At 63.3% G+C, this 26469-nt stretch carries 32 protein-coding genes and 1 tRNA gene; 17 read left to right on the top strand and 16 right to left on the bottom strand.

The annotated features are described in order from the left end of the window. Nucleotides 1–53: 53 nt before the first annotated feature. Entirely contained in the window at nucleotides 54–1328 is a 1275-nt protein-coding gene (clpX, locus tag AC0YKC_RS17605; protein ID WP_320295909.1) for an ATP-dependent Clp protease ATP-binding subunit ClpX, read from the bottom strand. A 291-nt stretch (nucleotides 1329–1619) separates the two neighbouring features. Continuing rightward, nucleotides 1620–2255: an ATP-dependent Clp endopeptidase proteolytic subunit ClpP gene (clpP, locus tag AC0YKC_RS17600; RefSeq protein ID WP_434722938.1), complete on the bottom strand. Its 636-nt coding sequence runs from the start codon at nucleotides 2253–2255 to the stop codon at nucleotides 1620–1622. Nucleotides 2256–2599: 344 nt separating this feature from the next. On the opposite strand from clpP, the gene AC0YKC_RS17595 reads away from it, so the two are divergent. Continuing rightward, nucleotides 2600–3187, top strand: coding sequence for a hypothetical protein (locus AC0YKC_RS17595; protein WP_488511957.1), 588 nt, complete (start codon nucleotides 2600–2602; stop codon nucleotides 3185–3187). Nucleotides 3188–3256: 69 nt separating this feature from the next. Here AC0YKC_RS17595 and AC0YKC_RS17590 read toward each other — a convergent pair whose 3' ends face one another. After that, nucleotides 3257–3460, bottom strand: coding sequence for a DUF3126 family protein (locus AC0YKC_RS17590; protein WP_027166457.1), 204 nt, complete (start codon nucleotides 3458–3460; stop codon nucleotides 3257–3259). A 150-nt stretch (nucleotides 3461–3610) separates the two neighbouring features. Next, nucleotides 3611–4459 carry a serine O-acetyltransferase gene (gene cysE / locus AC0YKC_RS17585; RefSeq protein ID WP_434722940.1) on the bottom strand — a complete coding sequence of 283 codons (849 nt, stop codon included), beginning with the start codon at nucleotides 4457–4459 and terminating at the stop codon, nucleotides 3611–3613. 121 nt (nucleotides 4460–4580) lie between these two features. Between cysE and AC0YKC_RS17580 the strand changes: the two genes are divergently transcribed. Together AC0YKC_RS17580 and speB are read left to right on the top strand one after the other, a co-directional pair. Then, nucleotides 4581–5186 carry an HD domain-containing protein gene (locus AC0YKC_RS17580; RefSeq protein WP_488511956.1) on the top strand — a complete coding sequence of 202 codons (606 nt, stop codon included), beginning with the start codon at nucleotides 4581–4583 and terminating at the stop codon, nucleotides 5184–5186. A 94-nt stretch (nucleotides 5187–5280) separates the two neighbouring features. After that, nucleotides 5281–6246, top strand: a complete 966-nt coding sequence (gene speB / locus AC0YKC_RS17575) for an agmatinase (protein ID WP_488511955.1) — start codon at nucleotides 5281–5283, stop codon at nucleotides 6244–6246. Between the two features lie 35 nt (nucleotides 6247–6281). Here the strand turns inward: speB and AC0YKC_RS17570 are convergent, their stop codons facing one another. The 4 genes from AC0YKC_RS17570 to AC0YKC_RS17555 form a co-directional block, all read right to left on the bottom strand. Beyond that, on the bottom strand, nucleotides 6282–6782 hold the full coding sequence (locus AC0YKC_RS17570; protein ID WP_488511954.1) for a GNAT family N-acetyltransferase: 501 nt from the start codon (nucleotides 6780–6782) through the stop codon (nucleotides 6282–6284). Between the two features lie 15 nt (nucleotides 6783–6797). Then, the gene (locus AC0YKC_RS17565; protein ID WP_488511953.1) at nucleotides 6798–7565 is read right to left on the bottom strand and encodes an alpha/beta fold hydrolase; all 768 of its coding nucleotides are present in this window, start codon (nucleotides 7563–7565) and stop codon (nucleotides 6798–6800) included. Between the two features lie 12 nt (nucleotides 7566–7577). After that, nucleotides 7578–8078 (bottom strand): DUF192 domain-containing protein, encoded by a 501-nt coding sequence (locus tag AC0YKC_RS17560; protein WP_488511952.1) that lies wholly within the window; start codon nucleotides 8076–8078, stop codon nucleotides 7578–7580. A 114-nt stretch (nucleotides 8079–8192) separates the two neighbouring features. Beyond that, nucleotides 8193–8786 (bottom strand): cold-shock protein, encoded by a 594-nt coding sequence (locus tag AC0YKC_RS17555; RefSeq protein ID WP_320295965.1) that lies wholly within the window; start codon nucleotides 8784–8786, stop codon nucleotides 8193–8195. A 260-nt stretch (nucleotides 8787–9046) separates the two neighbouring features. On the opposite strand from AC0YKC_RS17555, the gene gloA reads away from it, so the two are divergent. Both gloA and AC0YKC_RS17545 read left to right on the top strand, forming a co-directional pair. Then, a complete protein-coding gene (gene gloA, locus AC0YKC_RS17550) occupies nucleotides 9047–9487 on the top strand; it encodes a lactoylglutathione lyase (RefSeq protein WP_320295918.1) in 441 nt (146 codons plus the stop codon). Nucleotides 9488–9603: 116 nt separating this feature from the next. After that, nucleotides 9604–9891, top strand: a complete 288-nt coding sequence (locus AC0YKC_RS17545) for a DUF2218 domain-containing protein (protein WP_320295919.1) — start codon at nucleotides 9604–9606, stop codon at nucleotides 9889–9891. 11 nt (nucleotides 9892–9902) lie between these two features. On the opposite strand, the gene AC0YKC_RS17540 is transcribed toward AC0YKC_RS17545, so the two are convergent. Continuing rightward, a complete protein-coding gene (locus AC0YKC_RS17540; RefSeq protein WP_488511951.1) occupies nucleotides 9903–10463 on the bottom strand; it encodes a DUF1697 domain-containing protein in 561 nt (186 codons plus the stop codon). Next, complete coding sequence (ilvA, locus tag AC0YKC_RS17535) at nucleotides 10460–11716, bottom strand: threonine ammonia-lyase IlvA (protein WP_488511950.1); 1257 nt, start codon at nucleotides 11714–11716, stop codon at nucleotides 10460–10462. Before ilvA ends, AC0YKC_RS17540 begins: the two co-directional genes overlap by 4 nt. Before the next feature lie 276 nt (nucleotides 11717–11992). Between ilvA and AC0YKC_RS17530 the strand changes: the two genes are divergently transcribed. Both AC0YKC_RS17530 and AC0YKC_RS17525 read left to right on the top strand, forming a co-directional pair. Further along, nucleotides 11993–13027, top strand: a complete 1035-nt coding sequence (locus AC0YKC_RS17530) for an alpha/beta hydrolase (RefSeq protein ID WP_434725727.1) — start codon at nucleotides 11993–11995, stop codon at nucleotides 13025–13027. Nucleotides 13028–13133: 106 nt separating this feature from the next. After that, the gene (locus AC0YKC_RS17525) at nucleotides 13134–14297 is read left to right on the top strand and encodes an alpha/beta hydrolase (RefSeq protein WP_488511949.1); all 1164 of its coding nucleotides are present in this window, start codon (nucleotides 13134–13136) and stop codon (nucleotides 14295–14297) included. A gap of 12 nt (nucleotides 14298–14309) precedes the next feature. On the opposite strand, the gene ade is transcribed toward AC0YKC_RS17525, so the two are convergent. Further along, complete coding sequence (gene ade / locus AC0YKC_RS17520) at nucleotides 14310–16127, bottom strand: adenine deaminase (protein WP_320295923.1); 1818 nt, start codon at nucleotides 16125–16127, stop codon at nucleotides 14310–14312. Between the two features lie 137 nt (nucleotides 16128–16264). Between ade and AC0YKC_RS17515 the strand changes: the two genes are divergently transcribed. The 3 genes from AC0YKC_RS17515 to AC0YKC_RS17505 all read left to right on the top strand — a co-directional run bounded on the left by AC0YKC_RS17515 (nucleotide 16265) and on the right by AC0YKC_RS17505 (nucleotide 18143). Next, nucleotides 16265–17116 (top strand): alpha/beta fold hydrolase, encoded by an 852-nt coding sequence (locus AC0YKC_RS17515; RefSeq protein WP_488511948.1) that lies wholly within the window; start codon nucleotides 16265–16267, stop codon nucleotides 17114–17116. 79 nt (nucleotides 17117–17195) lie between these two features. After that, on the top strand, nucleotides 17196–17381 hold the full coding sequence (locus AC0YKC_RS17510) for a hypothetical protein (RefSeq protein WP_320295925.1): 186 nt from the start codon (nucleotides 17196–17198) through the stop codon (nucleotides 17379–17381). A gap of 96 nt (nucleotides 17382–17477) precedes the next feature. Next, nucleotides 17478–18143 carry an outer membrane protein gene (locus AC0YKC_RS17505; protein ID WP_488511947.1) on the top strand — a complete coding sequence of 222 codons (666 nt, stop codon included), beginning with the start codon at nucleotides 17478–17480 and terminating at the stop codon, nucleotides 18141–18143. A 244-nt stretch (nucleotides 18144–18387) separates the two neighbouring features. On the opposite strand, the gene AC0YKC_RS17500 is transcribed toward AC0YKC_RS17505, so the two are convergent. The 3 genes from AC0YKC_RS17500 to AC0YKC_RS17490 form a co-directional block, all read right to left on the bottom strand. Beyond that, on the bottom strand, nucleotides 18388–18615 hold the full coding sequence (locus AC0YKC_RS17500; protein WP_320295927.1) for a hypothetical protein: 228 nt from the start codon (nucleotides 18613–18615) through the stop codon (nucleotides 18388–18390). A gap of 179 nt (nucleotides 18616–18794) precedes the next feature. Continuing rightward, nucleotides 18795–18880 (bottom strand) — tRNA-Leu (locus AC0YKC_RS17495). A gap of 177 nt (nucleotides 18881–19057) precedes the next feature. Further along, nucleotides 19058–19636 (bottom strand): NUDIX domain-containing protein, encoded by a 579-nt coding sequence (locus tag AC0YKC_RS17490; RefSeq protein WP_488511946.1) that lies wholly within the window; start codon nucleotides 19634–19636, stop codon nucleotides 19058–19060. A gap of 168 nt (nucleotides 19637–19804) precedes the next feature. Here AC0YKC_RS17490 and AC0YKC_RS17485 point away from each other — a divergent pair, with 168 nt between their 5' ends. The 3 genes from AC0YKC_RS17485 to AC0YKC_RS17475 all read left to right on the top strand — a co-directional run bounded on the left by AC0YKC_RS17485 (nucleotide 19805) and on the right by AC0YKC_RS17475 (nucleotide 21718). Then, complete coding sequence (locus AC0YKC_RS17485) at nucleotides 19805–20908, top strand: NADH:flavin oxidoreductase/NADH oxidase (protein WP_488511944.1); 1104 nt, start codon at nucleotides 19805–19807, stop codon at nucleotides 20906–20908. 125 nt (nucleotides 20909–21033) lie between these two features. Further along, nucleotides 21034–21453, top strand: coding sequence for a DUF982 domain-containing protein (locus AC0YKC_RS17480; RefSeq protein WP_430699253.1), 420 nt, complete (start codon nucleotides 21034–21036; stop codon nucleotides 21451–21453). Nucleotides 21454–21478: 25 nt separating this feature from the next. Continuing rightward, on the top strand, nucleotides 21479–21718 hold the full coding sequence (locus AC0YKC_RS17475) for a DUF2188 domain-containing protein (protein WP_320295930.1): 240 nt from the start codon (nucleotides 21479–21481) through the stop codon (nucleotides 21716–21718). Between the two features lie 168 nt (nucleotides 21719–21886). Here AC0YKC_RS17475 and AC0YKC_RS17470 read toward each other — a convergent pair whose 3' ends face one another. After that, on the bottom strand, nucleotides 21887–22159 hold the full coding sequence (locus AC0YKC_RS17470; protein ID WP_320295931.1) for a hypothetical protein: 273 nt from the start codon (nucleotides 22157–22159) through the stop codon (nucleotides 21887–21889). A gap of 180 nt (nucleotides 22160–22339) precedes the next feature. Next, entirely contained in the window at nucleotides 22340–23314 is a 975-nt protein-coding gene (locus AC0YKC_RS17465) for an alpha/beta fold hydrolase (RefSeq protein ID WP_488511943.1), read from the bottom strand. Between the two features lie 130 nt (nucleotides 23315–23444). Between AC0YKC_RS17465 and AC0YKC_RS17460 the strand changes: the two genes are divergently transcribed. The 4 genes from AC0YKC_RS17460 (at nucleotide 23445) to AC0YKC_RS17445 (ending at nucleotide 26414) form a co-directional block, all read left to right on the top strand. Further along, nucleotides 23445–24185: a competence/damage-inducible protein A gene (locus AC0YKC_RS17460; RefSeq protein ID WP_488511942.1), complete on the top strand. Its 741-nt coding sequence runs from the start codon at nucleotides 23445–23447 to the stop codon at nucleotides 24183–24185. 84 nt (nucleotides 24186–24269) lie between these two features. After that, nucleotides 24270–25103: a universal stress protein gene (locus AC0YKC_RS17455; protein WP_488511941.1), complete on the top strand. Its 834-nt coding sequence runs from the start codon at nucleotides 24270–24272 to the stop codon at nucleotides 25101–25103. A 124-nt stretch (nucleotides 25104–25227) separates the two neighbouring features. Further along, a complete protein-coding gene (gene gpt / locus AC0YKC_RS17450) occupies nucleotides 25228–25728 on the top strand; it encodes a xanthine phosphoribosyltransferase (RefSeq protein WP_095765134.1) in 501 nt (166 codons plus the stop codon). A gap of 197 nt (nucleotides 25729–25925) precedes the next feature. Next, nucleotides 25926–26414: an NUDIX hydrolase gene (locus AC0YKC_RS17445; RefSeq protein WP_488511939.1), complete on the top strand. Its 489-nt coding sequence runs from the start codon at nucleotides 25926–25928 to the stop codon at nucleotides 26412–26414. The last annotated feature ends 55 nt before the right edge of the window (nucleotides 26415–26469 follow it).

Here is a 26469-nt window from a genome sequence, read left to right as displayed (position 1 = left end):
AAAACGGCGCCACGCGGGCGCCGTTCCATGAAAAATGTGGGGTCAACGCCATTTCAGGCGCTGACATTGCCCTTCTTTTCCTTCTGCTCGGAATAGATGTAGAGCGGCCGGGCGTTGCCGGACACCACCTCTTCCGAGATCACCACTTCGCGCACGCCTTCCAGCGCCGGAAGCTCGAACATGGTGTCGAGCAGGATCGCTTCCATGATGGAGCGCAGGCCCCGCGCGCCGGTCTTGCGCTCGATGGCGCGCTTGGCGATCGCCGACAGCGCGTTTTCGTGGAAGGTCAGGTCGACATTCTCCATCTCGAACAGCCGCTGATACTGCTTGACCAGCGCGTTCTTCGGCTCGGTCAGGATCTGGATCAGCGCCGGTTCGTCGAGGTCTTCCAGCGTGGCCAGGACCGGCAGACGGCCGACGAATTCCGGGATCAGGCCGAACTTCAGCAGATCTTCCGGCTCGACCTGCCGGAACAGGTCGCCGGTGCGCCGATCCTCGGGCGAGGCAACGGTCGCGCCGAACCCGATCGAGGTCTTGCGGCCGCGGTCCGAGATGATCTTGTCCAGCCCGGCGAAGGCGCCGCCGCAGATGAACAGGATGTTGGCGGTGTCGACCTGCAGGAACTCCTGCTGCGGATGCTTGCGCCCGCCCTGCGGCGGCACGGAAGCGACGGTGCCTTCCATGATCTTGAGCAGCGCCTGCTGCACGCCCTCACCCGATACGTCGCGGGTGATCGAGGGATTGTCCGACTTGCGCGAGATCTTGTCGATTTCGTCGATATAGACGATGCCGCGCTGGGCGCGCTCGACATTGTAGTCGGCCGACTGCAGCAGCTTCAGAATGATGTTCTCGACATCCTCGCCGACGTAACCGGCCTCGGTAAGCGTCGTGGCGTCGGCCATGGTGAACGGCACGTCGATGATGCGAGCCAGCGTCTGCGCGAGCAGCGTCTTGCCGCAGCCCGTGGGGCCGATCAGCAGGATGTTCGACTTGGCCAGTTCGACGTCGTTGCTCTTGCCGGCATGCGCGAGGCGCTTGTAGTGGTTGTGGACCGCCACCGACAGCACGCGCTTGGCGTAAGGCTGGCCGATGACGTAGTCGTCGAGAACCTTGAGGATCTCCTGCGGTGTCGGCACGCCTTCGCGCGACTTCACCATCGAGGTCTTGTTCTCCTCGCGGATGATGTCCATGCACAGTTCGACGCACTCGTCGCAGATGAAGACCGTCGGCCCGGCGATCAGCTTGCGGACTTCGTGCTGGCTTTTGCCGCAAAACGAGCAATAGAGCGTGTTCTTTGAATCACCGCTATTGTTGCCTACCTTGCTCATTTTCCTGTCCTTTCACCGACGCCCACCGATGGCCTGGCTTTGAGTGACGTCTCACCAATCTATCGCGGGAATCCGCCACCGCCAGTGTCCCGGCTCACACAGCGCATTCCGTACGAAACACAAATCAGAAAACGCGGCAATGATTCGCAGCAACCCCACACAAAGCTAAGCCGTCGAAAATCAACATAGCCTTAACGTAGGCAATCCCAACGCCTGAGGGAACAGCCAAATGTGGCCGAAATGCCGCAAGACGCGCCAAAACAGCGTTATGCTGCCATTTGCCGTCGATGGTCAGGCTGAAGCCGTGGCGGTCTCGACGGTTTCGCGGCTCGAGATGACCTTGTCGATCAGACCGAAGTCCTTGGCCTCGTCCGCGGTCATGAAGTGGTCGCGGTCGAGCGTCCTCTCAATCTCGTCATAGCTCTTGCCGGTGTGCTTGACATAGACCTCGTTCAAGCGGCGCTTCAGCTTGATGATGTCCTGCGCATGACGTTCGATGTCCGAAGCCTGGCCCTGGAAGCCCCCCGACGGCTGATGGACCATGATCCGGGCATTCGGCGTGGCAAAACGCATGTCCTTGTGACCGGCGGTCAGAAGCAGCGAACCCATCGACGCGGCCTGGCCGATGCAGAGCGTCGACACCGCCGGCTTGATGAACTGCATCGTGTCGTAGATCGCCATGCCTGAGGTGACGACGCCACCCGGCGAATTGATATAGAGGTTGATTTCCTTCTTGGGGTTTTCCGCCTCGAGGAACAAAAGCTGTGCACAAACCAGTGTCGCCATCCCGTCCTCGACCGGACCGGTGATGAAGATGATGCGTTCCTTCAGGAGGCGCGAGAAAATGTCATAGGCACGCTCGCCGCGGTTGGTCTGCTCGACCACCATCGGAACGAGGTTCATGTAGGTTTCAACGGGGTTCTTCATGGACTACCCTTGTTGGAGATGGATTCCGGCGCCTGGGTATACCAGCAATCGCGCGGAATCGTTCTGGATCGGTTACGACCTAAATAGGATGCCGGCTCACCCTAGCGCAAGGCCGCCTCTCCTAGCCATCTGGTTAAGTCGAGTAAAGCGCTGCAGGCCCGGGAAACCCGGGCGGCTAGCCCCGTGAGGCAGGCCCCGGTCTCGGTTGACGGCCAACGCCGTTCGCAGGGTAGCAATTCCTTAACCGCGACGCTTAACGAAAAGCCTTGAAATCGCTGTCCGCCCCCGGAGCTTCCGCTACAGTCCTGCGTTGTGAAGGCGTCCTTTTTCAACGGGGGAATGTCATGATCCGCAAAAGCTCCGCATCGCTGGCGGCAGTAGCGATGCTTGCCAGCGTCTGTGAAACCGCCGCCGGCGGCCGCGCGCTCGAATGTTATGAACCGACCCACAGGCCCGCACTTTACGACACCGTCTATGAGGACGTGATGGTGAGCCCCGGCGGACAGGTGGTCGATTACGACGCGCCGATCTACGGCACCTACCAAAGCGTGGACCAGATCGCGCCGCCGCGCGTCGCCTACGAGGCCGTCCCGGCGGTGACGCGCACGGTCTATCACACGGTCAAGGTCGACGATGGCGGCTACGCCTGGGAATGGCGCGTCATCCATGGCCGCAAGGTGCTGTGCAAGGTATGGCGCAAGGCCCGCTATGCGCGCGTCGACGAGACGGTCGTGGTTCAACCGGAGCGCGTCCGGCGCGTCGTTCAGCCGGCGGAATATGAAGCAGTGGCCCACGAAGTGCTGGTGCGGCCGCAACAAGTCCGCATCAGGGAAATCCCGCCATCATACGGGACAGTGGCGCGCCGGGTGGTGGTGCGGGAAGGCTCGACAAGCTGGCGTCGGGTGCATATTCCGCGACATTGCCAGGATTAGGCGATACTCGCCTGTGGGTTGCAGCCGGCCGGGCAGCGTTGCCGCGCGCCGGCCGCAGCTGTTGCTGGCCTAGGCCAGATCGATGTCGAGAATGGCCATCGAGAAATTATAGTCGCCGTCGTCCTCGTCCTTGAAGACGATGCCGAGGAATTCGTCGCCGACATAGACCTCGGCCGAGTCTTCCTTGCGCGGACGCGCCTTGACCTGCAGCTTGGGGTTCTGGAAAACGCGCTTGAAATAGGCGTCCAGCTTTCTGATCTCGTCAGGCTTCAAAAGTCTTCTCCGAAATGTCGGCCTTGTTCGTTGGAACGCGCTTCTGACACGCCAACAATGGCCATGTAAAGGCAAGCCGGTACAATTGCATGGGACAGGTCGGCCGAAAACCGGCGGCCCGATTTCGGCAGTTCCCGACGACGACGGAAGTCAGATGTCGAAGCTGACCACGTGGTCCATGCTCTGCGACGGCAGGAGCTGGTCCATCTGCCGCGAAGGCTGGTCGCAGCCGGTTTCTCCGACGACCCGGGCGGGCACGCCGGCCACCGTCTTGTTGTGCGGCACAGGCGACAGCACGACCGATCCGGCCGCGATCTTCGAGCAATGGCCGACCTCGATATTGCCGAGGATCTTGGCGCCGGCGCCGATCAGCACGCCGCGGCGGATCTTCGGATGGCGATCGCCATTGGCCTTGCCGGTGCCGCCCAGCGTCACCCCGTGCAGGATCGATACGTCGTCCTCGATGACGGCCGTCTGGCCGACGACCAGGCCCGTGGCATGGTCGAGGAAGATGCCCTTGCCGATGCGGGCGGCCGGATTGATATCGGTCTGGAACACCGAGGACGAACGGCTCTGCAGGTAGAGCGCGAAATCCCTGCGGCCCTGGTTCCACAGCCAATGCGCCAGCCGGTGCGTCTGGATGGCGTGAAAACCCTTGAAATAGAGCACCGGCATGATGAAGCGGTCGCAGGCCGGATCACGGTCGTAATAGGCCTGGATGTCGACGCGAACCGTCGTGCTCCACTCCGCATCGTCGTCCAGCATCGCCTTGAAGGTCTGGCGGATGAGATCGGAACCGATGTCCTGATGCGCCAGGCGTTCGGCCAGCCGGTGGATCACCGCTTCTTCCAGGCTCTCCTGGTTGAGGATGGTCGAATACAGGAAGGCCGCGAGCAGCGGATCGCGGTTCACCGCCTCCATCGCCTCGTCGCGGATCGACCGCCAGATCGGGTCGACCGGCTGCACCATGCTGGGGCGGGCAATCGTAATGCTGTTCATCGACGCTCTCCGGCCTTGCTCATTCTCCGGCGGCACATATAGGCCAGATCATAGCACGGTTGAACTCAATTTTCCTTAGTGCTTTGTCAAATGGACATGGTTCACGCGGATTCAAGCGACGATGGAAAACGAACCCTTGATCGACGAAGCGCTGAAAAGCGAGCTTGCGGCGCTCTACCAGGCCCCGGATCGCCACTATCACGGCTTGGCCCACATCGAAGCTATGCTTGCGCTGGCAACCGAATACCGGCACCTTCTCGACGATCCGGAGGTCGTCGAAGCGGCGATCTGGTTCCACGACGCCATCTATGACAGCCGCGCCAAGGACAATGAGGCAAAAAGCGCCGAACTGGCCGAAAAAAGGCTCGCCGGGCGCGTAAATCCTCACCGCCTTGCCCGCATAGCGGCGATGATCAACGCCACCGCCACCCACCAGTTGCCCCCGTTCCGCGACGAAAACGCGCTCAACGATGCGGCGCTTTTGCTCGACATGGATCTGGCGATCCTCGGCGCCGGACCCGCCATCTTCAATGCTTATGAAAAGGCGGTCCGGCTGGAATATGGCTGGCTCGAGGAGCCGATGTGGCGCGCCGGTCGAGCCGCCGTCCTGAAGAGTTTCCTCGCCCGGCCGAGGATTTTCAACACGCAAATATTCCGCGATCGGTTCGAGGCGCGGGCCAGAAAAAACCTGAGCCGATCGCTGGAAGCGCTGCAAGGCCAGCCTTGATAGGCCCACAAGCCCGCTGGGCTTTGCCTCTATGCCTGAATCCCGGGCCCTGCGATCACTATGGGAACGTGAACCGCGTCGGAGTGGCCACACCATGCAAAACAGCTTCTTTCAACCCGTCGACGCCGCTCAGGTGCCGCGCTTTGCCGGGCTTTCCACCTTCATGCGGCTGCCGGCCGTGCCGAGCGCGAAGGGGCTCGACATCGCCCTTGTCGGGATTCCGTGGGACGGAGGCACGACCAACCGGGCCGGCGCCCGCCATGGTCCGCGCGAAATCAGGAACCAGTCGAGCCTGATGCGCCGCGTCCACCACGTCTCGGGAACCGAGCCGTTCAGCATCGCCAACGTCGCCGATGTCGGCGACCTGTCGGTCAATCCCATCAACCTGCTCGACGGGCTGAAGCGCATCGAGGACGGCATTGCCGCGATCGTGGCCGACGGTGCCTTGCCGCTGGCAGCCGGAGGCGATCATCTGACGACGCTGCCGGTGCTGCGCGCCGTGGCCGGCAAGGCGCCTGTCGGCATGGTTCACTTCGACGCGCATTCCGACACCAACGATCGCTATTTCGGCGACAATCCCTATACGCACGGGACGCCTTTCCGCCGCGCGATCGAGGAAGGGCTGCTCGACCCCAAGCGGGTTGTCCAGATCGGCATCAGAGGCTCGATCTACGAACCGGGCGAGCACGACTGGGCAACGTCGCAGGGCGTGCGCATCATCTATATGGAAGAGTTCGTCAGACGCGGCGCCGCTTCCGTCATGCAGGAAGCGCGCGATCTTGTCGGCGACGGCCCGACCTACGTGACGTTCGACATCGATTGCATCGATCCGTCCATGGCCCCCGGCACCGGCACGCCAGAGCTCGGCGGCTTCACGACGCGCGAGGCGCAGGAGATGGTTCGATTGCTCGACGGATTGAATTTCGCCGGAGCCGATGTCGTCGAGGTCGCGCCTCCGTTCGATCTTGCCGGCATGACGGCGCTGGCCGGCGCGACGATGATGTTCGAGCTGCTGTGCGTCATGGCGAGATCCCTCGCCGGCAGGCGGGCTCGCGCCTAGGGCAATTCGGAGAAAAGCGCGCAGCGCCTTTCCGGCTAATCCGGAAATGTCTCGATCCTTTCGGCATAACCTCTGAAACCAGCACGCCCGTAAACCGACTGGGCCGCCGGATGATCATAGGTATCGGTGTGAAGCCAGAGCCTTTGCGGGCCATGCGACCATGCCGCGCGCAACGCTTGGTCGAGCAGGAACGGCCCCAATCGCTTCCCTTGAAAAGCCGGAACCAATCCGAAATGAGCGAGTTCGATGGCCCCTTCGCCGACATTGTTGAACTCGCAGATACCGGCGGGCTCGCCGGCGACGCGCAGCACATGGATATGCGTCGAGGCGCTGGCAAGCAGCGTTCCGAGTTCTGGTTCCAGCATGCGCAGGCGCTGGTCCCATTGCACCGGTCCGCCGACCGCGCGGTAGAGATCGAGATAGCTGGAAAGATCGAGCCTCTCGCGCGCCACGATGGCGTCGGGCGACGGCGACGCAAGCGGCGCGTCCTGCGGCGGCGCCAGCATCTCCATATAGGTGACGAGAAGATCGACCACGGGAACGCCCCGCGCTCAGAGCGGGTTTTCGGCGTAGAACTCGAGCACGCGCTGCTTGAAGCTCTTGTCGCCAACGGCGAGCATGTGGTCGCGGCCCTCGATGTGAAACGCCCTGGCGTTGGGCATCAGGGCCGCAAGCTCGTCCGGCGAGCCACCAATGTCATCCTTGGTACCGACGGCGATCAGCGTCGGCTGGGCGATACGAGCCATGTCGTCCTCGCTGAGCAACTCGCGCGACTTGGCAATGCAGGCGGCGAGCGCGCGCCGGTCGCTGCGCGTCTGGTCGGCGAAGGCGCGGAACGAGCGGCCGCGGGGATGCGTGGTCTGCGAGGGGTCCTCCGCCAGCAGCGCCGCCGCGATCGGGTCCCAATCGCCGACGCCGTCGACCATACCGATGCCGAGGCCGCCGAACACCAGCGTCGCGACCTTGTTCGGATCGGAGAGCGCCAGGAAAGCCGAGACTCGCGCGCCCATCGAATAACCCATGACATGCGCGCGCTCGATGCCGAGATGATCGAGCAGCGCGGCCGCGTCGGAAGCCATCTTCTGCGGCGTGTAATCGGCCTCGTCATAGCTCTTCGACGACGCGCCATGGCCGCGATGGTCGAAGGCGATCGCGCGGTAGCCGGCGTCGTTCAGCGTCTTGAACCAGCCCGGCGAGACCCAATTGACATAGTGGCTGGAGGCAAAGCCGTGGATCATCAGCACCGGGTCGCCATGCCTCGGGGCCGGCTGGCGATCGAGATAGGCAAGCTCGAAACCGTCATGCGAATAGAATTGCATCGAAATGGCTTTTCAGTTGGAACCCGCGCCCGCGGCGATAGCCGGATGGCGCAAGAGGTCCCCTTCCTTGATGCCGTCCCTGGCTGCCGTGCCTGCCTTGAGCTCAAGCACGAAGCGCACCGGCTGTCCCGGCGAGATGATCGCTTCGGATTCGGGCTCGCCGCGCTTGATAGCCTTGATCCTGCCGTCCTGGCCGACAAAGATGAGGTCGAGCGCCATCGGCGTGTTCTTCATCCAGAAATCCACCTCGTCCGTTCTTTCGAAGACGAACAACATGCCGTGATCGTCGGCCATGGTCTGCCGAAACATCAGTCCCGCCTCGCGTTCGGCGGAGGTATCGGCAATCTCGATGGAGAAGGAACGCTCGCCCGAACCGGTCGACACCACAAGCGGTGTCCGGTCGATGGGCAGCAGCATCGCATCGGCCGAGCTCGGCTTCGCGGCGATGAAACAGGCGGCGAAAACGATCGCGGCGCAGAGCGCGCCCGCAGTCAGCCAATTGCGATGAGCCATGGGGTACCTCGTCCAGACGCTCGTCCTAAACCATGATCCGCGGAAGTGGAACCGGTTTTCGGACAAGACGGTCGTGCCGCGGCAGAGGACCTTTCGACTGCGTCGAGAGGCCCCTTAGTGCGAGACCGACAAAGTACCCATATCGGGGTGGATTTCGGCGGCCATAAGGCCTTTGTCGCCGCGTCCGAAGCGGACGAGAACGACCTGACCGGGCCGAAGCTCGGTTATGCCGTAGCGCCGCAGCGTCTCCATGTGGACGAAGATATCTTCCGTCCCCTCGCCCCGCGTCAGGAAGCCGAAACCCTTGGTGCGGTTGAACCACTTGACCAAGGCCCGCTCGAGGCCGCTCTCCGGGTTGACGATAACGTGGGTGCGCTGTTCCTGCTCCGCCGGGTGGACCGCCGTCGAGGCATCCATGGAAAGGACACGGAAAGCCTGTAAGCCGCGCTCGCCCTGTTTCACCAGGCAGACGACCCGCGCGCCTTCGAGCGCCGTCTGGAAACCGTCCCTTCGAAGACATGTCACATGGAGGAGGATGTCACCCGAGACGCCGTCATCCGGAAGAATGAAGCCGTAGCCCTTGGCCACGTCGAACCATTTGATAGCGCCGGCGATTTCGACAAGCTCGGCGGCGTCGCCGCCATTGTCCCGCTGCAAGGCGTCGTCAAGGCTTCCGTCCCGCCTCGTGAAAGAGGCCTTTTCCCCCATAAGAATGCCCCCTTTTTCCAACTGAACTGCAACTGATTCTTGCCAAGAGATTAACACTGCGGCTTCCGGGGTGTGCAAGGGCTGACGTGCCTTTTTTCACCGTTCAGCACTGGAAAGGCTGAAATGTTGTTTGCCGGCACTTCCGGAAGCCGAAATCGCGAGGCCTGAAATCGATCGTGCCGCCTCTTTTGTCGGACGATTGCCCTTTCACCGGGTGGCCCCTATGGTGCCCGCAACCCCAACACTTTGAGGAAGCCGCCATGCGCTATCTGCACACAATGGTCCGCGTCGCCGATATCGACGAGTCGCTCGATTTCTACTGCAACAAGCTCGGCCTGAAGGAGGTGCGCCGCTACGAGAACGAGCAGGGCCGCTACACGCTGATCTTCCTCGCCGCATCGGAAGACGAGCAGAGCGGCATCGATGAAAAGGCGCCACTGGTCGAGCTGACCTACAATTGGGATCCGGAAGATTATAAGGGCGGCCGCAATTTCGGCCATCTCGCCTATGAGGTCGACGACATCTACGCCACCTGCCAGAAGCTGATGGACAATGGCGTGACCATCAATCGTCCGCCGCGCGACGGCAACATGGCCTTCATCCGCTCGCCGGACGGCATCTCGATCGAACTTCTGCAGAAGGGCCCCGCCAAGGCAAAGGCCGAACCATGGGCCTCGATGCCGAATACGGGCGCTTGGTAATCGCTGATCCCGTACCGATTTGGCGAGTGGCATTCCGCCAAGCGCTGCCTATCTATCTGCCAATGGCGCCGGTCTCCCCAGGCCGGCGTTTTTCTTCAACCCGCCGGGAGTATTCCATGCCGATCAGCCGCGCCGATGTCGCCACCGAACATGCCAGCCGCTATCTGCAGCAGCTCTGCAAGCACTGGTCGCATAAATTCCCGGTCGAATTCGACCCGCAGCACGGCGCCATCCAGCTCTCGATCGGCCGCACCGTGATGGACGCCGACGACAAGGCGCTCCATATCGCGCTCAATGCCGACGATGCAGCCTCGCTGGAACGGCTGGAGAGCGTGGTCGCCGATCACATCAAGCGCTTCGCCTTCCGCGAGGAACTCACCTTCGACTGGCAGAAGGCCGCCTGAGCGGCTGACGATCAGCCGCCCGCCTTGCCCGCCATCTCTAGCAACGCCAGCACGCTGCGCCAGTTGCGCGCCGTGCCCGGCACCTTCAGCGTTCGACCAATGAGATTGGCGAACACGGATTTGCCGAGACCATCTGGCGCATTGAGGTAAAGCACGTCGCCCTTGATCTCGAAGCGCTCGGGGCCGGTGCATTTCTCCGCCAGCCGCTTGGCCTCCTCGGCGGTCGGCTCGCGCTCCAGCACGTAGGCGTGCAGCTTGGTCGGCTCGCCGGTGATCTCTGGATAGGGGTTGTCCTTCACCAGCCGCTCGAACCAGCCGGCGTCGCGCACCATGATGCGCGAATTGAAGCCCCATTTCTCCTCGAAGGCCGCTTCCAGCGCGCTGGTCAGCGACGCCGCATCGCCTTTCTTCGCGCGAAACACGACATTGCCGCTCTGCACATAGGTTGCGACACCGGTGAAGCCGAGGTCTTCGAAGAACGACTTCAGCTCCGCCATCTTGACGATGCGGTTGCCGCCGACATTGATGCCGGAAAACAGCGCCACGAGCACGGTGCCTTCATTCGCGCTCATATGATGAATCCCGCCAGCGTCTCGTTATCGGTGATGTCCTGATACTGCACGCCCTCGGCGTCGAAATTAGCTTTCAGCAGGTCGAAATTGCGCCGGTCCTTGGTCTCGATGCCGATCAGCACCGAACCGAAATTGCGCGCCGACTTCTTCAGATACTCGAAGCGCGCGATGTCGTCGTCGGGCCCGAGCATTTCGAGGAAATCGCGCAGCGCGCCCGGCCGCTGCGGGAAGCGGATAATGAAATACTTCTTCAAGCCCTCGAAACGCAGCGCCCTCTCCTTGACGTCCGGCAGCCTTTCGAAGTCGAAATTGCCGCCGGAGACGACCGCAACGATCGTCTTGCCCCTGATCTCCTTGCGCGAAAAATCCTTGAGCGCGTCGATCGCCAATGCGCCGGCCGGCTCCAGCACCACGCCCTCGACATTGAGCATCTCGATCATCGTCGCGCAAAGCCGGTTCTCAGGGACGAGCCTGACGGCATCGGCGGTAAACTCCTTGAGATGGCGCAACGGCTCGCGGCCGATTTCGGCCACTGCAGCGCCGTCGACGAAATTGTCGACCTTTGCGAGCTTGACCCGCTTGCCGCCGGCAAGGCTCTCGGCGAGGCTCGGCGCGCCCGCCGGCTCGCAGAACACGAAGCGCGGGTCGCGATGCTGGTCGGCGAAATAATGCGTCACCCCGGCAGCCAGGCCACCGCCGCCCACGGGCAGCATGACGATGTCGGGCGCGCGGGCGCCCGGCATCTGGGACGCGATCTCGTAGGCGACCGTCGCCTGGCCCTCGATGATGTCCTTATGATCGAAAGGCGGCACCATATGCGCGCCGGCGGCCTCGGTGAATTCGAAGGCGGCGCGGTAGCAATCGTCGAAGAAGTCGCCGACTAGCCTGATCTCGACGAAGTCGCCGCCGAACAGCCGCGTCTTGTCGATCTTCTGCTGCGGCGTCGTCACCGGCATGAAGACAACGCCCTTTTTGCCGAAATGCCGGCAGACGAAAGCGAAGCCTTGCGCGTGATTGCCGGCCGAGGCGCACACGAACAATTCCGCATTGTTGCCGGCGGCGAGCGCCTTGCGGAAGAAGTTGAAGGCGCCCCTGATCTTGTAGGAGCGCACGGGCGTCAGGTCCTCACGCTTCAAAAGGATGCGGGCGCCAGTCTTCTTCGACAGATAGTCGTTCTCCTGCAGTGGCGTTTCCGGGAAGATTCCGCGGATCGCTTCGGCAGCCACGGCAACACGGGCGGAAAAACTGTTCACCGAAAATCCCTCGTTTCGATCGCCGGCACGCGGCGGAATGGCCATTGCCCGTGCCGGAAAACCTTCCTGCCGCCCTTTTGGCTTTCGCGCAACAGTGCGATGGCCGTCGCCCGACGCCGAGCCAATTTCCGCTGGACACGACTTACTTTAGCCGCACTTGGGCTGTCCGGGAGGTTTTCGCGGAGGTGGGCGGCCAATCGTGGCCGGAGTGGAAATGCCAGTGGAAGTGTCGACGTGCGGTTGAAGACAATTCTGATCATCGCCTTTGCCCTGCTGATGGCGGGCTGCGCGGGCCAACAGACGCAGGAAATCCTCGGCAGCGTCGTCGTGCCGACGCAGGCGACCGAGATCGCCGGCAACCACTCGATCTTCATCGCCACCACCCGCAAGCGCTCCGACGACCCGAACAAGGTCTTCGACGGCGAGCGCTCGGCGACGCTCAACTATGCGCGCGTCAACGTCACCGTTCCGCCGGTCCACCAGACCGGCCAGATCGAGCGCCGGTCGCGCGGCAAATCGGACGATCCGACGAAATATTTCATGGCATCGGAAGTCGTCGGCTACGACGCGCAGCCGAAATTCGCCAGCGCCCTCAATGCCGATATCGACGCCCGCGGCGGCCGCGTCATGGTTTTTGTCCACGGCTACAACACCGGCTTCGACGATGCCGTCTACCGGCTGACCCAGATCGTCCATGATTCCGGTTATCCGGGCACACCGGTGCTGTTCTCATGGGCTTCCGGCGCCAAGACCACCGACTATGTCTATGACAAGGAAAGTGCGGCCGCCGCCCGCGACCAGTTGGAAGTGACGCTCAGGATGCTGGCGCAGACCGGCGCCCGGCGCATCGACATCGTCGCCCATTCGATGGGAACCTGGGTGACGATGGAGACGCTGCGCCAGCTCGCCATCACCGGCGACCGCGATCTCAGCGGCAAGCTCGGCGACGTCGTGCTTGCCTCGCCCGACATCGACGTCGACGTCTTCAAGAGCCAGATGCGCCGCTATGGCAAGCCGGACAAGCCCTTCATCCTGCTCCTGTCGGACGACGACCGGGCGCTGAGGCTCTCCGGCCTGATCGCCGGCTCGCGGCCGCGCGTCGGCGATTATCGGGATGCCGACGACCTCGCCTCCTACGGCGTCACGGTCGTCGACCTCTCCAAGATCAAGGGCAATGACAGCTTCAACCACACCAAATTCGCCGACAATCCGATGATGGTGCAGATGATCGGGCAGCGGCTGCGCGAGGACGACGGCTTCGCCAGCGATCGCGATGTGACGGACCGCATCCGCCAGTTGGCCGCGCAGTAACCCTATCGGTGCGGGTTTCCGCATCGCACGGACTTTGAACTGGACCCGGCAGCCCTCTGGCTTTATCGAAGTAATAGAGAGGTTTGCCACCCTTGGGGGACCCCGGGTGACTGTGCATGTGAAGATCGTTGTCGTCCTTGCATTCGCGCTCGCCCTCGCCGCCTGCGCCGGTCCCACGCACGATCTGCTCAACCGCAAACGTGTCTCCACGCCTGCCTCCGACATCGCCGCCAGGCATGAGATCTTCGTCGCCACGACCCGCCAGCAGGCGACCAAGGATCCGCGTCAGGTGTTCGACGGCGACCGTTCGCTGACCACCAGCTACGCCCGTGTCGACGTCACCGTGCCGAAGATCCACCAGGTCGGCGCGATCGAGCGCGCCAAGGGCTCGGCCGACGCCAACCCGGCCAAGCAATTCACCGCCACCGACGTCGTCCACTATGGCGACGCGCAGCAATTCGCCAAGGCCGTCGGCGCCGACATTTCCTTGCGCGGCGACCGCGCCCTGGTGTTCGTGCACGGCTTCAACAACGGTTTTGACGACGGCATCTACCGGCTGACGCAGATCGCGCACGACACCAACTATCCGGGCACCCCGGTGCTGTTCTCATGGGCATCGAGCGCCAAGGCGACCGGCTACATCTACGACAAGGACAGTTCGACCGCCGCGCGCGACGACCTCGAGGCGACGCTCAGGATGCTTGCCAAGACGAAGGTCAAGAGCATCGATATCATCGCCCATTCGATGGGCACCTGGCTGACGATGGAGGCGCTGCGCCAGCTCGCCATCACCGGCGACCGCGATCTCGGCGGCAAGCTCGGCTACGTCATCCTCGCCTCGCCCGACATCGACGTCGATGTCTTCAAGAAGCAGATGATCCGCTACGGCAAGCCCGACAAGCCTTTCGCCATCCTGCTTTCGGGCGACGACCGGGCGCTTAAGCTGTCGAGCTTCATTTCCGGCGACAAGCCGCGCGTCGGCGACTATGGCGACGCGGCCGACCTCGCCAATTACGGCGTGACGGTCGTCGACCTGACCAAGATCAAGGGTGGCGACGGCGGCCTGAACCATGCCAAGTTCGCCGACAATCCGATCCTGGTGCAATTGCTGGGCAACCGGCTGCGCACGCCGGCCGGACTTGCCTCGGACGAGCCCGACCCGGCGCAGCTCAACAATATCGGCCAGGGCCTCGGCAAGGCGGTCGGCTCGGTCGCCGAGGTCGTCATCACGACGCCGTTCAAGGTGCTGACCATCGCCACCGGCGGATAGCCGGCGAGCGTCTCAGATAAAAAGATCCACTTTCTGGAACGTCGTCACGTCGACAAGGCCGACGTCCGATATCCTGAGCTCCGGAATGACCACCAACGCCAGCAGCGAGTGCTGCATGTAGGCGTTGTTGAGCGAGCAGCCGACCTTGCGCATGGCCTCGGTCAGCTGCTCGGCCTTCGCCGCGACGATCTCGGCGCGTTCGTCGGACATCAGGCCTGCGATCGGCATCTCGACCAGCGCCAGTTCCTTGCCCTTGGAATAGAGCACCACGCCGCCGCCGACCTCGCTCAGCCGGTTGACGGCCAGGGCCATGTCTTCCTTGTTGGTGCCGACGACGATGATGTGGTGCGCGTCATGCGCCACGCTGGACGCCATCGCGCAGTCCTCCACATAGCCGAAGCCGGAGACGAAGGCGTTGGTGACGCCGCCCGTGCCGCGATGGCGCTCGACCAGGGCGATCTGGCAGATGTCGTTGCGCCGATCCATGGCGACCAGCCCGTCCTCGACGGCTAGATCGGCCTCCAGCGCCCGCGTCGGCGCCTGGTTCTCGATCACGCCGATCACCCGCGCGCGCACCTCGTTGGCGCCTTGCGGCGCGGAAATGTCAAAATCCTTCGCCGCGAGCGTCTTGCCGAGCTTGACCGTGTTCTTCGCCGATTGCGGATAGTCATAGGCGGGAATGTCGATCTCGAGCCTGCCGGCCTTCGCCAGCCGGACGCCGCGGGCATAGACCTCGTCTATGGTCATCTGGGCAAGGTCCGAAACGATCAGCAGATCCGCCAGCCGTCCAGGCGCGATGGAGCCGATCTCGCGTTCCAGCCTGAAATGCTGCGCGGTGTTGAGCGTCGCCATCTGGATCGCCGTCACCGGCTTCAGGCCCTGGCCGATCGCATGCCGCACCACCCGGTCCATATGGCCTTCATGCACAAGCGTGCCGGAATGACTGTCATCGGTGCACAGGATGAAGTTGCGCGGGTCGATGCCGCCTTCGGTCACCGCCTTGATCTGCGCCGCGACATCGTACCAGGCCGAACCCAGCCTCAGCATCGCCTTCATCCCCTGGCGCACGCGCGCGATCGCGTCCTCGGCGCGCGTGCCTTCATGGTCGTCCTCCGCCCCGCCCGCGACATAGCCATGGAACGGCAGGCCGAGATCGGGCGATGCATAATGCCCGCCGACCGTCTTGCCGGCCTTGACCGTCTCGGCGATCTCGCCCGACATCACCGGATTGTTGGCGGCGACCCCCGGGAAATTCATCACTTCGCCGAGCCCGATGATGTTTTCCCAGGTCATGGCCTCGGCCACGTCGGCGACCGTCAATTCGGCGCCGGCATGCTCCAGCCCCGGCGCCGAGGGCACGCAGGACGGCATCTGCACATGCACGTTGATCGGCATCGCGACCGCCTCGTCATGCATCAGCCGCACGCCCGGCAGCCCGAGCACATTGGCGATTTCGTGCGGATCGATGAACATCGAGGTGGTGCCATGCGGGATGACCGCGCGGCAGAACTCCGTGACCGTCACCATGCCGCTCTCGACATGCATGTGCGCGTCGCAGAGGCCGGGCACCAGATAGCGCCCGCCGGCATCGACGACCTTCGTCCCCTGCCCGATGGCATGGCCGGCATTCGGCCCGCAATAGGCGAAGCGGCCGGCGGCAACAGCGATATCGGTGCCGGGGATGATCTCGCCCGAATGGACATTCACCCAACGACCGTTGCGGATGACCAGGTCCGCGGGTTTTCGGCCCATCGCGACATCGACCAGATGTGTCGCCACCTCCGTCCACGGCTTTGGCTTTGCGGCGTTTGTCGGCTTGGCGTTGGTCATTGGCTGAGTCCTCTATGTCGGCCAGTTTGGCAAATGTCGGCGCCCGGAGCCAGAGCCGTCCGCCGGGCATCCGGCGCTTGTTGACTATTCCAGGCAAAAGGCGATGCTGACCGCGGAGCCGTCCATCGGAGGGGAAGATGATCCGTTTCTGGAAAGCGTTCGCCACCATCGTCCTGTTGGTCGCGTCGACCGCCCTCGCCACCGCCGAAGAGCGCTGGCTGACCTTGCCGGAGCCGGCTGTGATGCCCAAGCCGGACGACAGCGGCTATGCGCCGGTCAACGGCATCCAGATGTACTACGCCGTGTTCGGCAAGGGCGACCCGGTGCTGCTCATCCACGGCGGCCTCGGCCACGCCGACATCTGGGCAAGCCAGGTGGCGACGCTCTCCAAGACCCACCAGGTCATCGTTGCCGACAGCCGCGGCCACGGCCGCTCAACCCGCACCGAGGAACCCTTTGGCTACGATCTCATGGCGTCGGACTACCTGGCGCTGCTCGACCATCTCAAAATCGAAAAGACGGCGCTCGTCGGCTGGAGCGACGGCGGCATCATCGGCATCGACATCGCGCTTCATCATCCGGAGCGTCTGACGAGACTGTTCGCGCAGGCCGCCAACGTCACCACCGACGGCGTCGATCCAGGCGTGCTGACCAACAAGACTTTTGCCGCCTATATCGACCGCTGCGGCCGCGACTACAAGAAACTGTCGAAGACTCCCGATCAATATGAAGCCTTCGTCGCGCAGATCAGCCACATGTGGGAATCCCAGCCCTCCTGGACAAAGGAGGAGCTGGCCAAGATCACCACTCCGACAGCCATCGTTGCCGGCGATCATGACGAGGCGATCAAGCGGGCGCATACCGAATACATGGCCTCGGTCATCCCTGGCGCGAAGCTGATCATCCTGCCCGATGCGAGCCACTTCGCCATGCTGCAGGCGCCGGACGAGTACAGCCAGGCGGCGCTGGATTTCATCGACGCCAAATAGATAGCGTCTTGAGCAGTCATCGACATGCCCGCTCTCCGGCCACTCGGATCGGCGTGAGATGGCTCAGACCGTCAGGTTCATGATCTTCGTGCTGTCGGCGGCTCTTGCCGGCCTGGCGTTCTTTGCCCTGCATTCATTTTGGACGTGGGCCGCGCCGATCCTGGTCTTTGTCGCCGGCTCCATTATCGCCGAATTCGCCTTCAACAGGCTGGCCTCGCCGGAGCAGAAGCAGCGCGACCTGGAAGACCGCGCGCGCGACCAATGACGTAAACCACTGTTGCAGATATACAATTCCGTTTCGCGGCGATTGCGGCTAGTCTGCGCCGAGGAGTCTTTCGAAACCGCCATTTCGGAGTGCTCGATGCGTCGATTGACGCTTGCCAGTGCCGGCTTTCTTGCTCTGCTGTCCGGGTCTGCCCGGGCGGCGGATTTGGGTAGCGATCTGCCGATGACCGCGCCCGGCTTCGACTGGACCGGCTATTATGCCGGCATGCAGGCCGGCTATGGCTGGGGCCGGTCCGAAATCACCGGCGACGATGGCGGCCCGTTTTCGGTGAAGCCCGACATCAACGGTGGTTTCGTCGGCGGCCATGTCGCCGGGCTATGGCAGTTCGATCAGGCCGTGCTCGGCGCCGAGGCCGACCTCAACCACGCTTCGATCGACGGCACCGCCAACGCCGGTCCGGCAAACACGTTCGGCACGGACATCAAGTGGTTCGGATCGATCAATGCCAAAGCCGGCTACGCCATGGATCGCGTGCTGGTCTACGGCATAGGCGGCGTCGCTTTCGCCGGCATCGAGACCTCGCAGGCGGCAGGCTCGGCCTTTGCCCAAACGCGCACGAGCACCGGTTGGACGCTCGGCGCCGGCGTCGACTATGCCTTGACCGACAATGTCGTCGTCGGCGCGCAATACCGCTACTACGATTTCGGCAAGGAGCATTTCGACGCTTCGGACACCTTCACCGAGCGTGACCAGGACGTGAAGCTGCAAACGCTGGGCGTGAATTTCAGCTATAAATTCTGAGGCTTGCGGCGCCCTGTCGATGCGCAAGGCCTACCGCCTCATGTCTTGAAAATTCAGGTGGCCGGCGCCCGCAGGGGGCGGGGGAATGGGTAGGGGCCTGATAGACGCCGGCCACGGCGGATCGATCCGCCGCGTGCAAACATGAGCGTTCCCGCGGCAGACCGTAATTCCGCGATCGCGCCACTTTGCCACCCTATGGACGAACTTGGCCGATATGCTTCGCCGAAAGGTTGCGGCCGGTCGGTCAGGAGCCGAGCGAAACCTTCTTTCCCTCGGGCATCGCCTCGAGGCATTCCTCCAGCCGTCGAAGCCGCGCCTTTTGCCAGCGCAGCGCGTGCGCGACTTCATGCAGGTTCCATTTGGCCTTCGAATTGGCGGCCTCGATCAGGCCGCGTTCGAGCCGACCGATCTCGTTGCGCAGTTGCTGCGCCTCGGCCTCCCGCAGCCCCTTGATCCAACCTGCCCCGCGCATGGTTCCACCATCAAAGCCAACCAGATGCTCGCACACAGAGGCTAATGAGATCGGTTTGGAGAACTTGGCATTTTAAACATCACTAATGTTAAATCTACATCGCTGAACGCACGAAGGCAGCCGGCGCCCTCTTCCTCTAACGGGCTTGGTGTGCGGCGTGTCATTCGAGGTTCGAAGAGTGGTGCGGACGACGGGAATCGAACCCGTACGATCAGAGATCGAGGGATTTTAAGTCCCTTGCGTCTACCAATTCCGCCACGTCCGCAGGCGTGCCCTTTTCAGATGCCTGATATGAACCGTCAAGCGATGTTTCGGATCGGCGACCCCTTGTGCCTTCTACAGCTTTGACCAAAGAGCGTCATCGCGGTTTAATTTTTGCCGCCAAGTCGCATCTGCCTCCAGCCATTTATTGTCCTGCCGCACAACCCGCGCCCGCGTTATCTCAAATCTTGATCGGATTGAGCTTCAGGTGCTGGATCAGGATGATCGTTTTGGCATCGACGATGCGGCCGTCGGCGATGCCGGCCAACGCCTCGTCCAGCGGGATTTCCAGAACCTCGATGTCTTCGCCCTCCTCCGGCGCGCCGCCGCCGTCGGAAATGCGGTCGGCCGGCGAATAGCGCGCGGTGAAGAACCAGAGCCGTTCGGTCACGCTGCCCGGGCTCATGAACGGCGCGAACAGCCGCTCGACATCCTTGAGGCGGTAGCCCAGCTCCTCTTCCGCTTCCTTGCGAATGGCGGTTTCGGGATCGTTTTCGTCGAGCAGCCCGGCGCAGGCCTCGATCAGCGGCTCGCGGTGGCCCACGGCATAAGCCGGGAAGCGGAATTGACGCACCAGGAGCACGGTCCGGCGCTCAGGATCGAAGGGCAGGATCACCGCGCCGTCGCCGCGATCGTAGGTCTGGCGGGTCTGCGTCTCCCATCGTCCGTCGCGGCGGCGATAGTCGAGCACCGTCTTCTTCAGCACCGCCCAGTCGTCCGAAAGGACCTCCTCCGAACGGATGCGAATGCGATCTTCCATGACGACCTCCGTGTTGGCGGCAAAGGGGTAACGACGAAAGCCGACCGGCGCAATCCTCGAAAACGACTGCCGGGAAACCGACTGGTCCAGCAGGAGTTTCACCGGCTCGTGTCTGGCGCGACGCGCCACGACTGCCTAGATAGCGGTATCTTCCCAGGAGCCCGTTTCATGACGTCATCGCTTTTCCAGCCGATCACCCTCGGCGGCCTCACCTTCCCCAACCGCATCGCGGTCGCCCCCATGTGCCAGTATTCGGCCGAGGACGGCTCGGCCAGCGACTGGCATCTGTATCATTGGATGAACCTGGCAATGTCGGGCGCCGGCATGGTTACCGTCGAGATGACCGATGTCGAGCGGCGCGGACGCATCTCGCATGGCTGTCTCGGGCTCTATTCCGACGACAACGAGGCGGCCGCCAGGCGTACGCTCGACGCCGCCCGGCGCGTCGCCGCGCCCGGCACGAAATTCGGCGTCCAGCTTGCCCATGCCGGCCGCAAGGCCTCCAACCGCAAACCTTGGGAGGGCGGCGGTCCGCTGCAGCCTGGCGAAGATCCCTGGCAGACGGTTTCGGCCTCGGCCGTAGCCTATGACACGGGCTGGAATGTGCCGCATGCGCTGGAAGATGACGAGATCCTTGAGCTCATTGCGCGTTTTGCGCAGTCGGCCGTGCGCGCCGAACGCGCCGGCTTCGACTTTGCCGAGCTGCACGCCGCGCATGGCTATCTGATCTTCCAGTTCCTTTCGCCGCTCTCCAACCAGCGCACCGACCGCTGGGGCGGGTCGCTGGAAAACCGCATGCGCTTCGCCCTCGAAATCGCAAGGGCGGTGAGGAAGGCCGCCCCGTCCATGATGCTGGGGGCGCGCCTTTCGGTGAAGGAATGGGTCGACGGCGGTTTCGACGTCGAGGACGCGATCGAGGTGGCCAAGGCGCTGAAGGCCGAAGGCGTCGCCTATCTGTGCTGCTCCAGCGGCGGCAATTCGCCCCTGCAGCAGGTGCCGCCCGGCCCCGGCTACCAGGTGCATCTGGCGGAGGCCGTGCGCAAGGGCGCCGGCATCCCGACGCGCGCCGTCGGATTGATCGACGACCCGAGCCAGGCCGAGGCGATTGTCGCCGACGGTCGTGCCGACATGGTTGCGCTGGCGCGCGCCTTCCTCGCCGACCCGCGCTGGGGCTGGCGCGCGGCGGCGGCCTTCGGCGAGGAAATCCATCCGGCGCCGCAGCTGGCGCGTTCGGTGACGACGATGCGGCATTGGATGAAGGCCGCCGGCTAGAGCATGATCCCGAAAGGTGGGAGCCGGTTTTCGGAGAAAGATCATGCTCCGACAAAGGGTTAGATCGTGATGGCGATTCAACGAAACGCCATCACGGTCTAGAGCAATTCCAGGAAAGGTGTGACATGGTTAGGCTCGGCGACTTCGCCGTAGCCTGCCGTCCGGAATTGCGTCAAAACAGACCGGAAATCAGCGGGGTCCTGAGACGTTTGGGCGCAGGATCCTCGCCACAACTGCAACCAATTTGGCCGCTCTACGTTGCGGCCATGATGGACAACAAACCCTTTGAAAAGCCGGTGGTGGTCGAGCTCGGCCATGTCGGCAAATACCGCCAGATAAGCAGCACCCGCGAGGCCGCCGAGTGCCTGATGACAGTTTGGCCGCTCAATCGCGGCGATCGGCATCGTGATGCTCTCGACACTTGCCTCAAAGCCCTAGAAGGTTATCGTTCGACAGCGGACGCGCGTCGCGCCCTCGTCGAGGCGGCCAGGGAATCGGAAGTTCTGGTTCCCGAAGACAGGCTGCCCGACGGCAAGCTGCATTGAGCATGCGTCTTAACCGGAGGATTCCATGGCGAAGCTGACTTACAAGATCGTCGAGCATGATGGCGGCTGGGCCTACAAGGTCGGCTCGACGTTTTCCGAGACTTTCCGCACCCACCAGGAGGCGCTGCGCGCCGCCGAGATTGCCTCGTCCGAGCAACAGGTCGCCGGCGCCACCGATGGCATCCAGTACGAGGATGCCGAAGGCAAGTGGCATGACGAACTCGCCGACGGCCGCGACCGCCCGCAGACCGAGGTCTCCGACTAGTGCGTTTCACCGTTTCACGGAACCGGTGAAACGCCCTATCTCTTTGTTTTTACGCAATTCCGGACGGAAAACCGCTTACACTTTTCCTGGAATTGCTCTAGGAATTGGAACCGCCCGCGACCGGCCAAGCCCAAGGCTTCATGCCGGCCGCCGTCGAATTATGCGGTGCTACTTGCCGCAGTAATTGTCGTTGACGTTCTGCTGCGAATTGGCATCGGGGCCAGGCGTCGTGTCGGCACACGGCCCGATGCCACCGGTATTGCCGTAGGTGGTCAGCCCGGAGCCGCCGTTGATGCTGCCCGTGGTGTAGGGATCTACCTGCTCGCTGACGTCGGGACGATGGTCGCGGTGCCACCACCACCAGTCATCTGATGACTGCGCCATGGCCGCGCCACCCATGGCCAGCACCAGCGCCGAAGCTGCGATAAGTCTTGTAAGCATTGGATTTCTCCATCTCTTGGATCGCAAAATACGTGGGGCCGAAGCCCCACAGCGATACAAACGAAACCCTAGGTCGGGTGCGAAGGTTCCCCTCGAATTTCTCGGTGGGACACAATGTCCGACACTTTTGCGTGACACCGCGTGAAGAGCCGCGAGGTCGTGTCGTGACTGCGGCCGAGATCAGTTCACGCCGGCGAAGGCGCGCGCGGCGATCCGTTGGACAAAGGCGACGACCCGTTCGGGCTCCGCAAATTGCGGCATGTGGCCGAGACCTTCGATCCGTTCAAAGTCGAGGCCCTCGATCTTGTCCAGCATCGGTTCGCCATGCACGGCCTCGCCGATCACCTGGTCGCCGGTGCCGAACAGAATGCCTGCCGGCATCGTTATTTCGCGGTAACGCTTTTCGATTTGGCCAAGGTCCCGTTCGACGGCCACGACATCGGTGGACGTGGCGAAATAGTGGGACGGACGCAACCCGAGCCAGCCGCCGCCGCTGATCATGTAATCCGCCGGAACCGCTTGCGGCGCGAAAATGAAACGCAGCGTCGGCTGCGCGTAACGAAGGCTGAGCGGTATCGCCACCGTATGGGCCAGGACACGGCGCAGCAGCCGTGACGGAACATAGAGCAGGTCAAATCCCTGACGCCCCGTCGCTTCCAGATGCGTCAGCGGCGAAACCAGCGCAATACCGGAAATCGCTGTCGGATGCCCGGTCGCCAGCGCGAGCGCGATGGCCCCGCCGAGCGAATGGCCGACAACCAAGGGCCGCTCCAGGCGCAATTCCTCGATGAAGCGCCGCACGACATCCGCCTGTTCGGGCAGCCGTCCGGTGGCGCCGCTTGCCCGCACCGAATAGCCCGAGCCCGGCCGGTCGAGCGCGATCAGCCGGTAGCCGGCGCCGAAGCGGCCGAACAGCGTGTGGCGGAAATGGTGGAGCTGGGCGCCGAGCCCGTGCACGAAGACGATCGGCCTGCCGTCGCCCTCTTCCACATAGTGGATGCGGTTGCCGTCGATCTCGACGAATTTCCCGCAAGCCGGCACCAGTCTTTCGGCCTTTGCCGCGATGCGCCAGGTCGCAATCATCAGGGCAAGCACGACGATGGCCACCGCAACGAGCAAGCCGGCAAGCAGCCACGAGACAACCGATATCAGCATGCTTTCACCTCAGGCCGACCGACCGCACCATATCCGCAACGGCCGCCGCCACAAGCGGCTATCCTGCTTTCGCATTGCGGCCGGCCGCCGGCCGCGTTATCTCAGGCGACCTTTTGCGCCGGAGCCCGTCATGCCTGAAATCGTCACCGCCGCCATGCTCGTCATCGGCGACGAGATCCTCTCCGGCCGCACCAAGGACAAGAATATCGGCCACCTCGCCGACATCATGACGGCGATCGGCATCGACCTGAAGGAAGTGCGCATCGTCCCCGACGAGGAGGACGAGATCGTCGCGGCGGTGAATGCCGTGCGCGCCCGCTATACCTATGTCTTCACCACCGGCGGCATCGGCCCCACGCATGACGACATCACCGCCGACTCCATCGCCAAGGCCTTCGGCGTGCCTTGCGAATACGACGCCAAGGCCTACGCGCTGCTCGAAGCAAGCTATGCCGGGCGCGGCATCGAATTCACCGAAGCGCGCAAGCGCATGGCGCGCATGCCGCGCGGCGCCGACCACATCTACAATCCCGTCTCCGTCGCGCCGGGATTCCGCATCGGCAACGTCCATGTGATGGCCGGCGTGCCGTCGATCTTTCAGGCTATGCTCGACAATGTCGTGCCGACGCTCAAGGCCGGCACCAAAATGCTGTCGGCCACCGTGCATTGCCCGTTCGGCGAAGGCCTGATCGGCGGGCCGCTGGCCGATATCCAGAAAGCGCATCCCGACACCATCATCGGCTCGTACCCCAAATATGGCGACGGCAAGTTCTGGACCGAGCTCGTCGTGCGAGCCCGCAGCGAGGAAGCCCTCGAGGCCGCCCGCAAGGACGTCGAGGCGATGGTGGCGGGGTTCGTCAAGGCGGGCTGACCGGCGTTCGGCCGGAACCAGTCAACGCGCTGAGACGTTCCCTTTGCCGCGCGGCTGCGCGGGGCAACAATTGAGGGACCGGTCATGCGCTTCAAGACAATCGTCGCCATCTTGCAGAACGAACAGGACGCCGAGCGCGTGCTCGATTGCGCCCTTCCGCTTGCCGACAGGTTCGAGAGCCATCTCGTCGGCATCCATGCCGAGGCGCTTCCCGTGCCCTACACGTCGGCAACCGGCTTCCCGGATACCGAATTCCTGCAGGTCTCGGCAGAGATGAACAAGGAACGCGCCGACAAATTGCAGGCCTATTTCCTGCAGCGGATCGAGGAATCCGGCCTGTCCTTCGAATGGCGAAGCCTGGAGAGCTTCTCCGGCGACAGCGCGCTGACCGGCATATCGAGCGTGCGCGCCGCCGATCTGATCATCGCCGCGCAGCGTGACACCGGCGGCGACCCGAGCGCCGATGTCGACACGCTGGTCTACGATGCCGGGCGGCCGGTGCTGGTCGTGCCGCATGGCGGACCGCTGGTCACCACCTTCCGGCGTGTGCTGCTTGCCTGGAACGGCAGCAAGGAAGCGGCTCGCGCCGCCTTCGATGCCCTGCCCTTCATCGCCGAGGCCGACAAGACGGACATTCTCGTCATCGATCCGCCCGAGACGCTGGATGAATCTCCGGAAGCCGCCGGCGCCGAGATCGCCGCGGCGCTGTCTCGCCACGGCGCCAATGTCAGCGTCTGCGTTCAGAAATCCGGCGGCGCTTCGGTCGACGACATGATTCAGGTCAGGATCGCCGAATCCGGCGCCGATCTTCTGGTGCTCGGCGCCTACAGCCACTCCTGGCTGCGCCAGCTTCTGTTCGGCGGCGTCACCCGCACGGTGCTGCGCACCACGAACGTAGCGGCTTTCCTTTCGCGCTGATTCATTTTGAGTCCACAGCCATCGCCGGACCCTGCCCTTGCCAAGCCTGGCGCTTTCCGGCTAATTCCGCCTGCATTCCAGTGTTTCTGCGCGCCGACGGCGCGCCTTGCGGAGTGCGCGAACCATGTCCCTTCCCGAAAAAGCCTTTCCCGTCTCCTGGGACCAGTTCCATCGCGACGCCCGCGCGCTTTCCTGGCGGCTGTCCGGCGCCAACAAAGGACAATGGAAAGCCATCGTCTGCATCACGCGCGGCGGCCTGGTGCCCGCCGCCATCATCGCGCGCGAGCTCGGCATCCGCGTCATCGAGACGGTGTGTGTCGCCTCCTACCACGACTATACCAGCCAGGGTCAGCTACAGGTCCTGAAGGAGATTTCGCCGCCGCTGCTCGCTGATGACGGGGCAGGCGTGCTGATCATCGACGACCTGACCGATACCGGCAAGACGGCCGGCATCGTGCGCGCCATGATGCCGAAGGCGCATTTCGCGACCGTCTACGCCAAGCCCAAGGGCCGTCCGCTGGTCGACACGTTCGTCACCGAAGTCAGCCAGGACACCTGGATCTACTTTCCCTGGGACATGGGTTTCACTTACCAGAAGCCGATCGCGGACGATCACGCCGGCTGAACGGCCGCCAAATTTCCAGAGAATCTGCCTCGACTCTTGGTCGTGTAGCCGAGCTGACCAGCACGACTACTTTGCGGGATCGACTTTTTCTGGTGAGATTTTCCGGCGGAGTGAAGTTTTTTACTTTTAAAGCCCATAATTCGCCGTAAGATTCGTAAGGTGGCAAACGATTCTGGAGGCTGGGGCAGCTTCTTACCATGTTGACGAGGCCGACGACGCACAACCAGATGGCCGAAAGAGTCCGGCGGCTCTTCGGCAATGCGCCTTGTCGCCTGCAGGTTGCCGCCTTGCCTTGGCGCGAGGGCGACAACGGTGTCGAGATCATGCTGATCACCAGCCGCGACACCGGACGCTGGGTGCTGCCCAAGGGATGGCCGGAAGCCAGGGAGCCGCTTTGCCAGGCCGCCGCCCGCGAAGCAGGCGAGGAAGCCGGGTTGCGCGGCTCCGTCTCGCATCTTGAAGCCGGCCGCTATTTCTATGCCAAGGTCCTCGCCTCCGGCGAGGAAGTGCCTTGCGAGGTCCTGGTCTTTCCGCTGCATGTCAACCGCGTCGCGGATCGCTGGAAGGAAAAGCGCGCACGAACGCGCAAATGGGTTGGCCCGAACGAAGCCGTCCGGATGGTCAACGAACCCGATCTTTGCCAGATCATTGCCGACTTCTGTGCCGCGCCGCACAAATTCGCCTGATTCAAAGCAATTCCAGTAAGCTCGGCGACTTCGCCGCAGCCCTTGGTCCGCGTCA

This window comes from Mesorhizobium sp. CNPSo 4661 (assembly GCF_057784215.1).
Note: the sequence above shows the minus strand (reverse complement) of the source record. Positions and strands in the feature narration are given on the sequence as shown.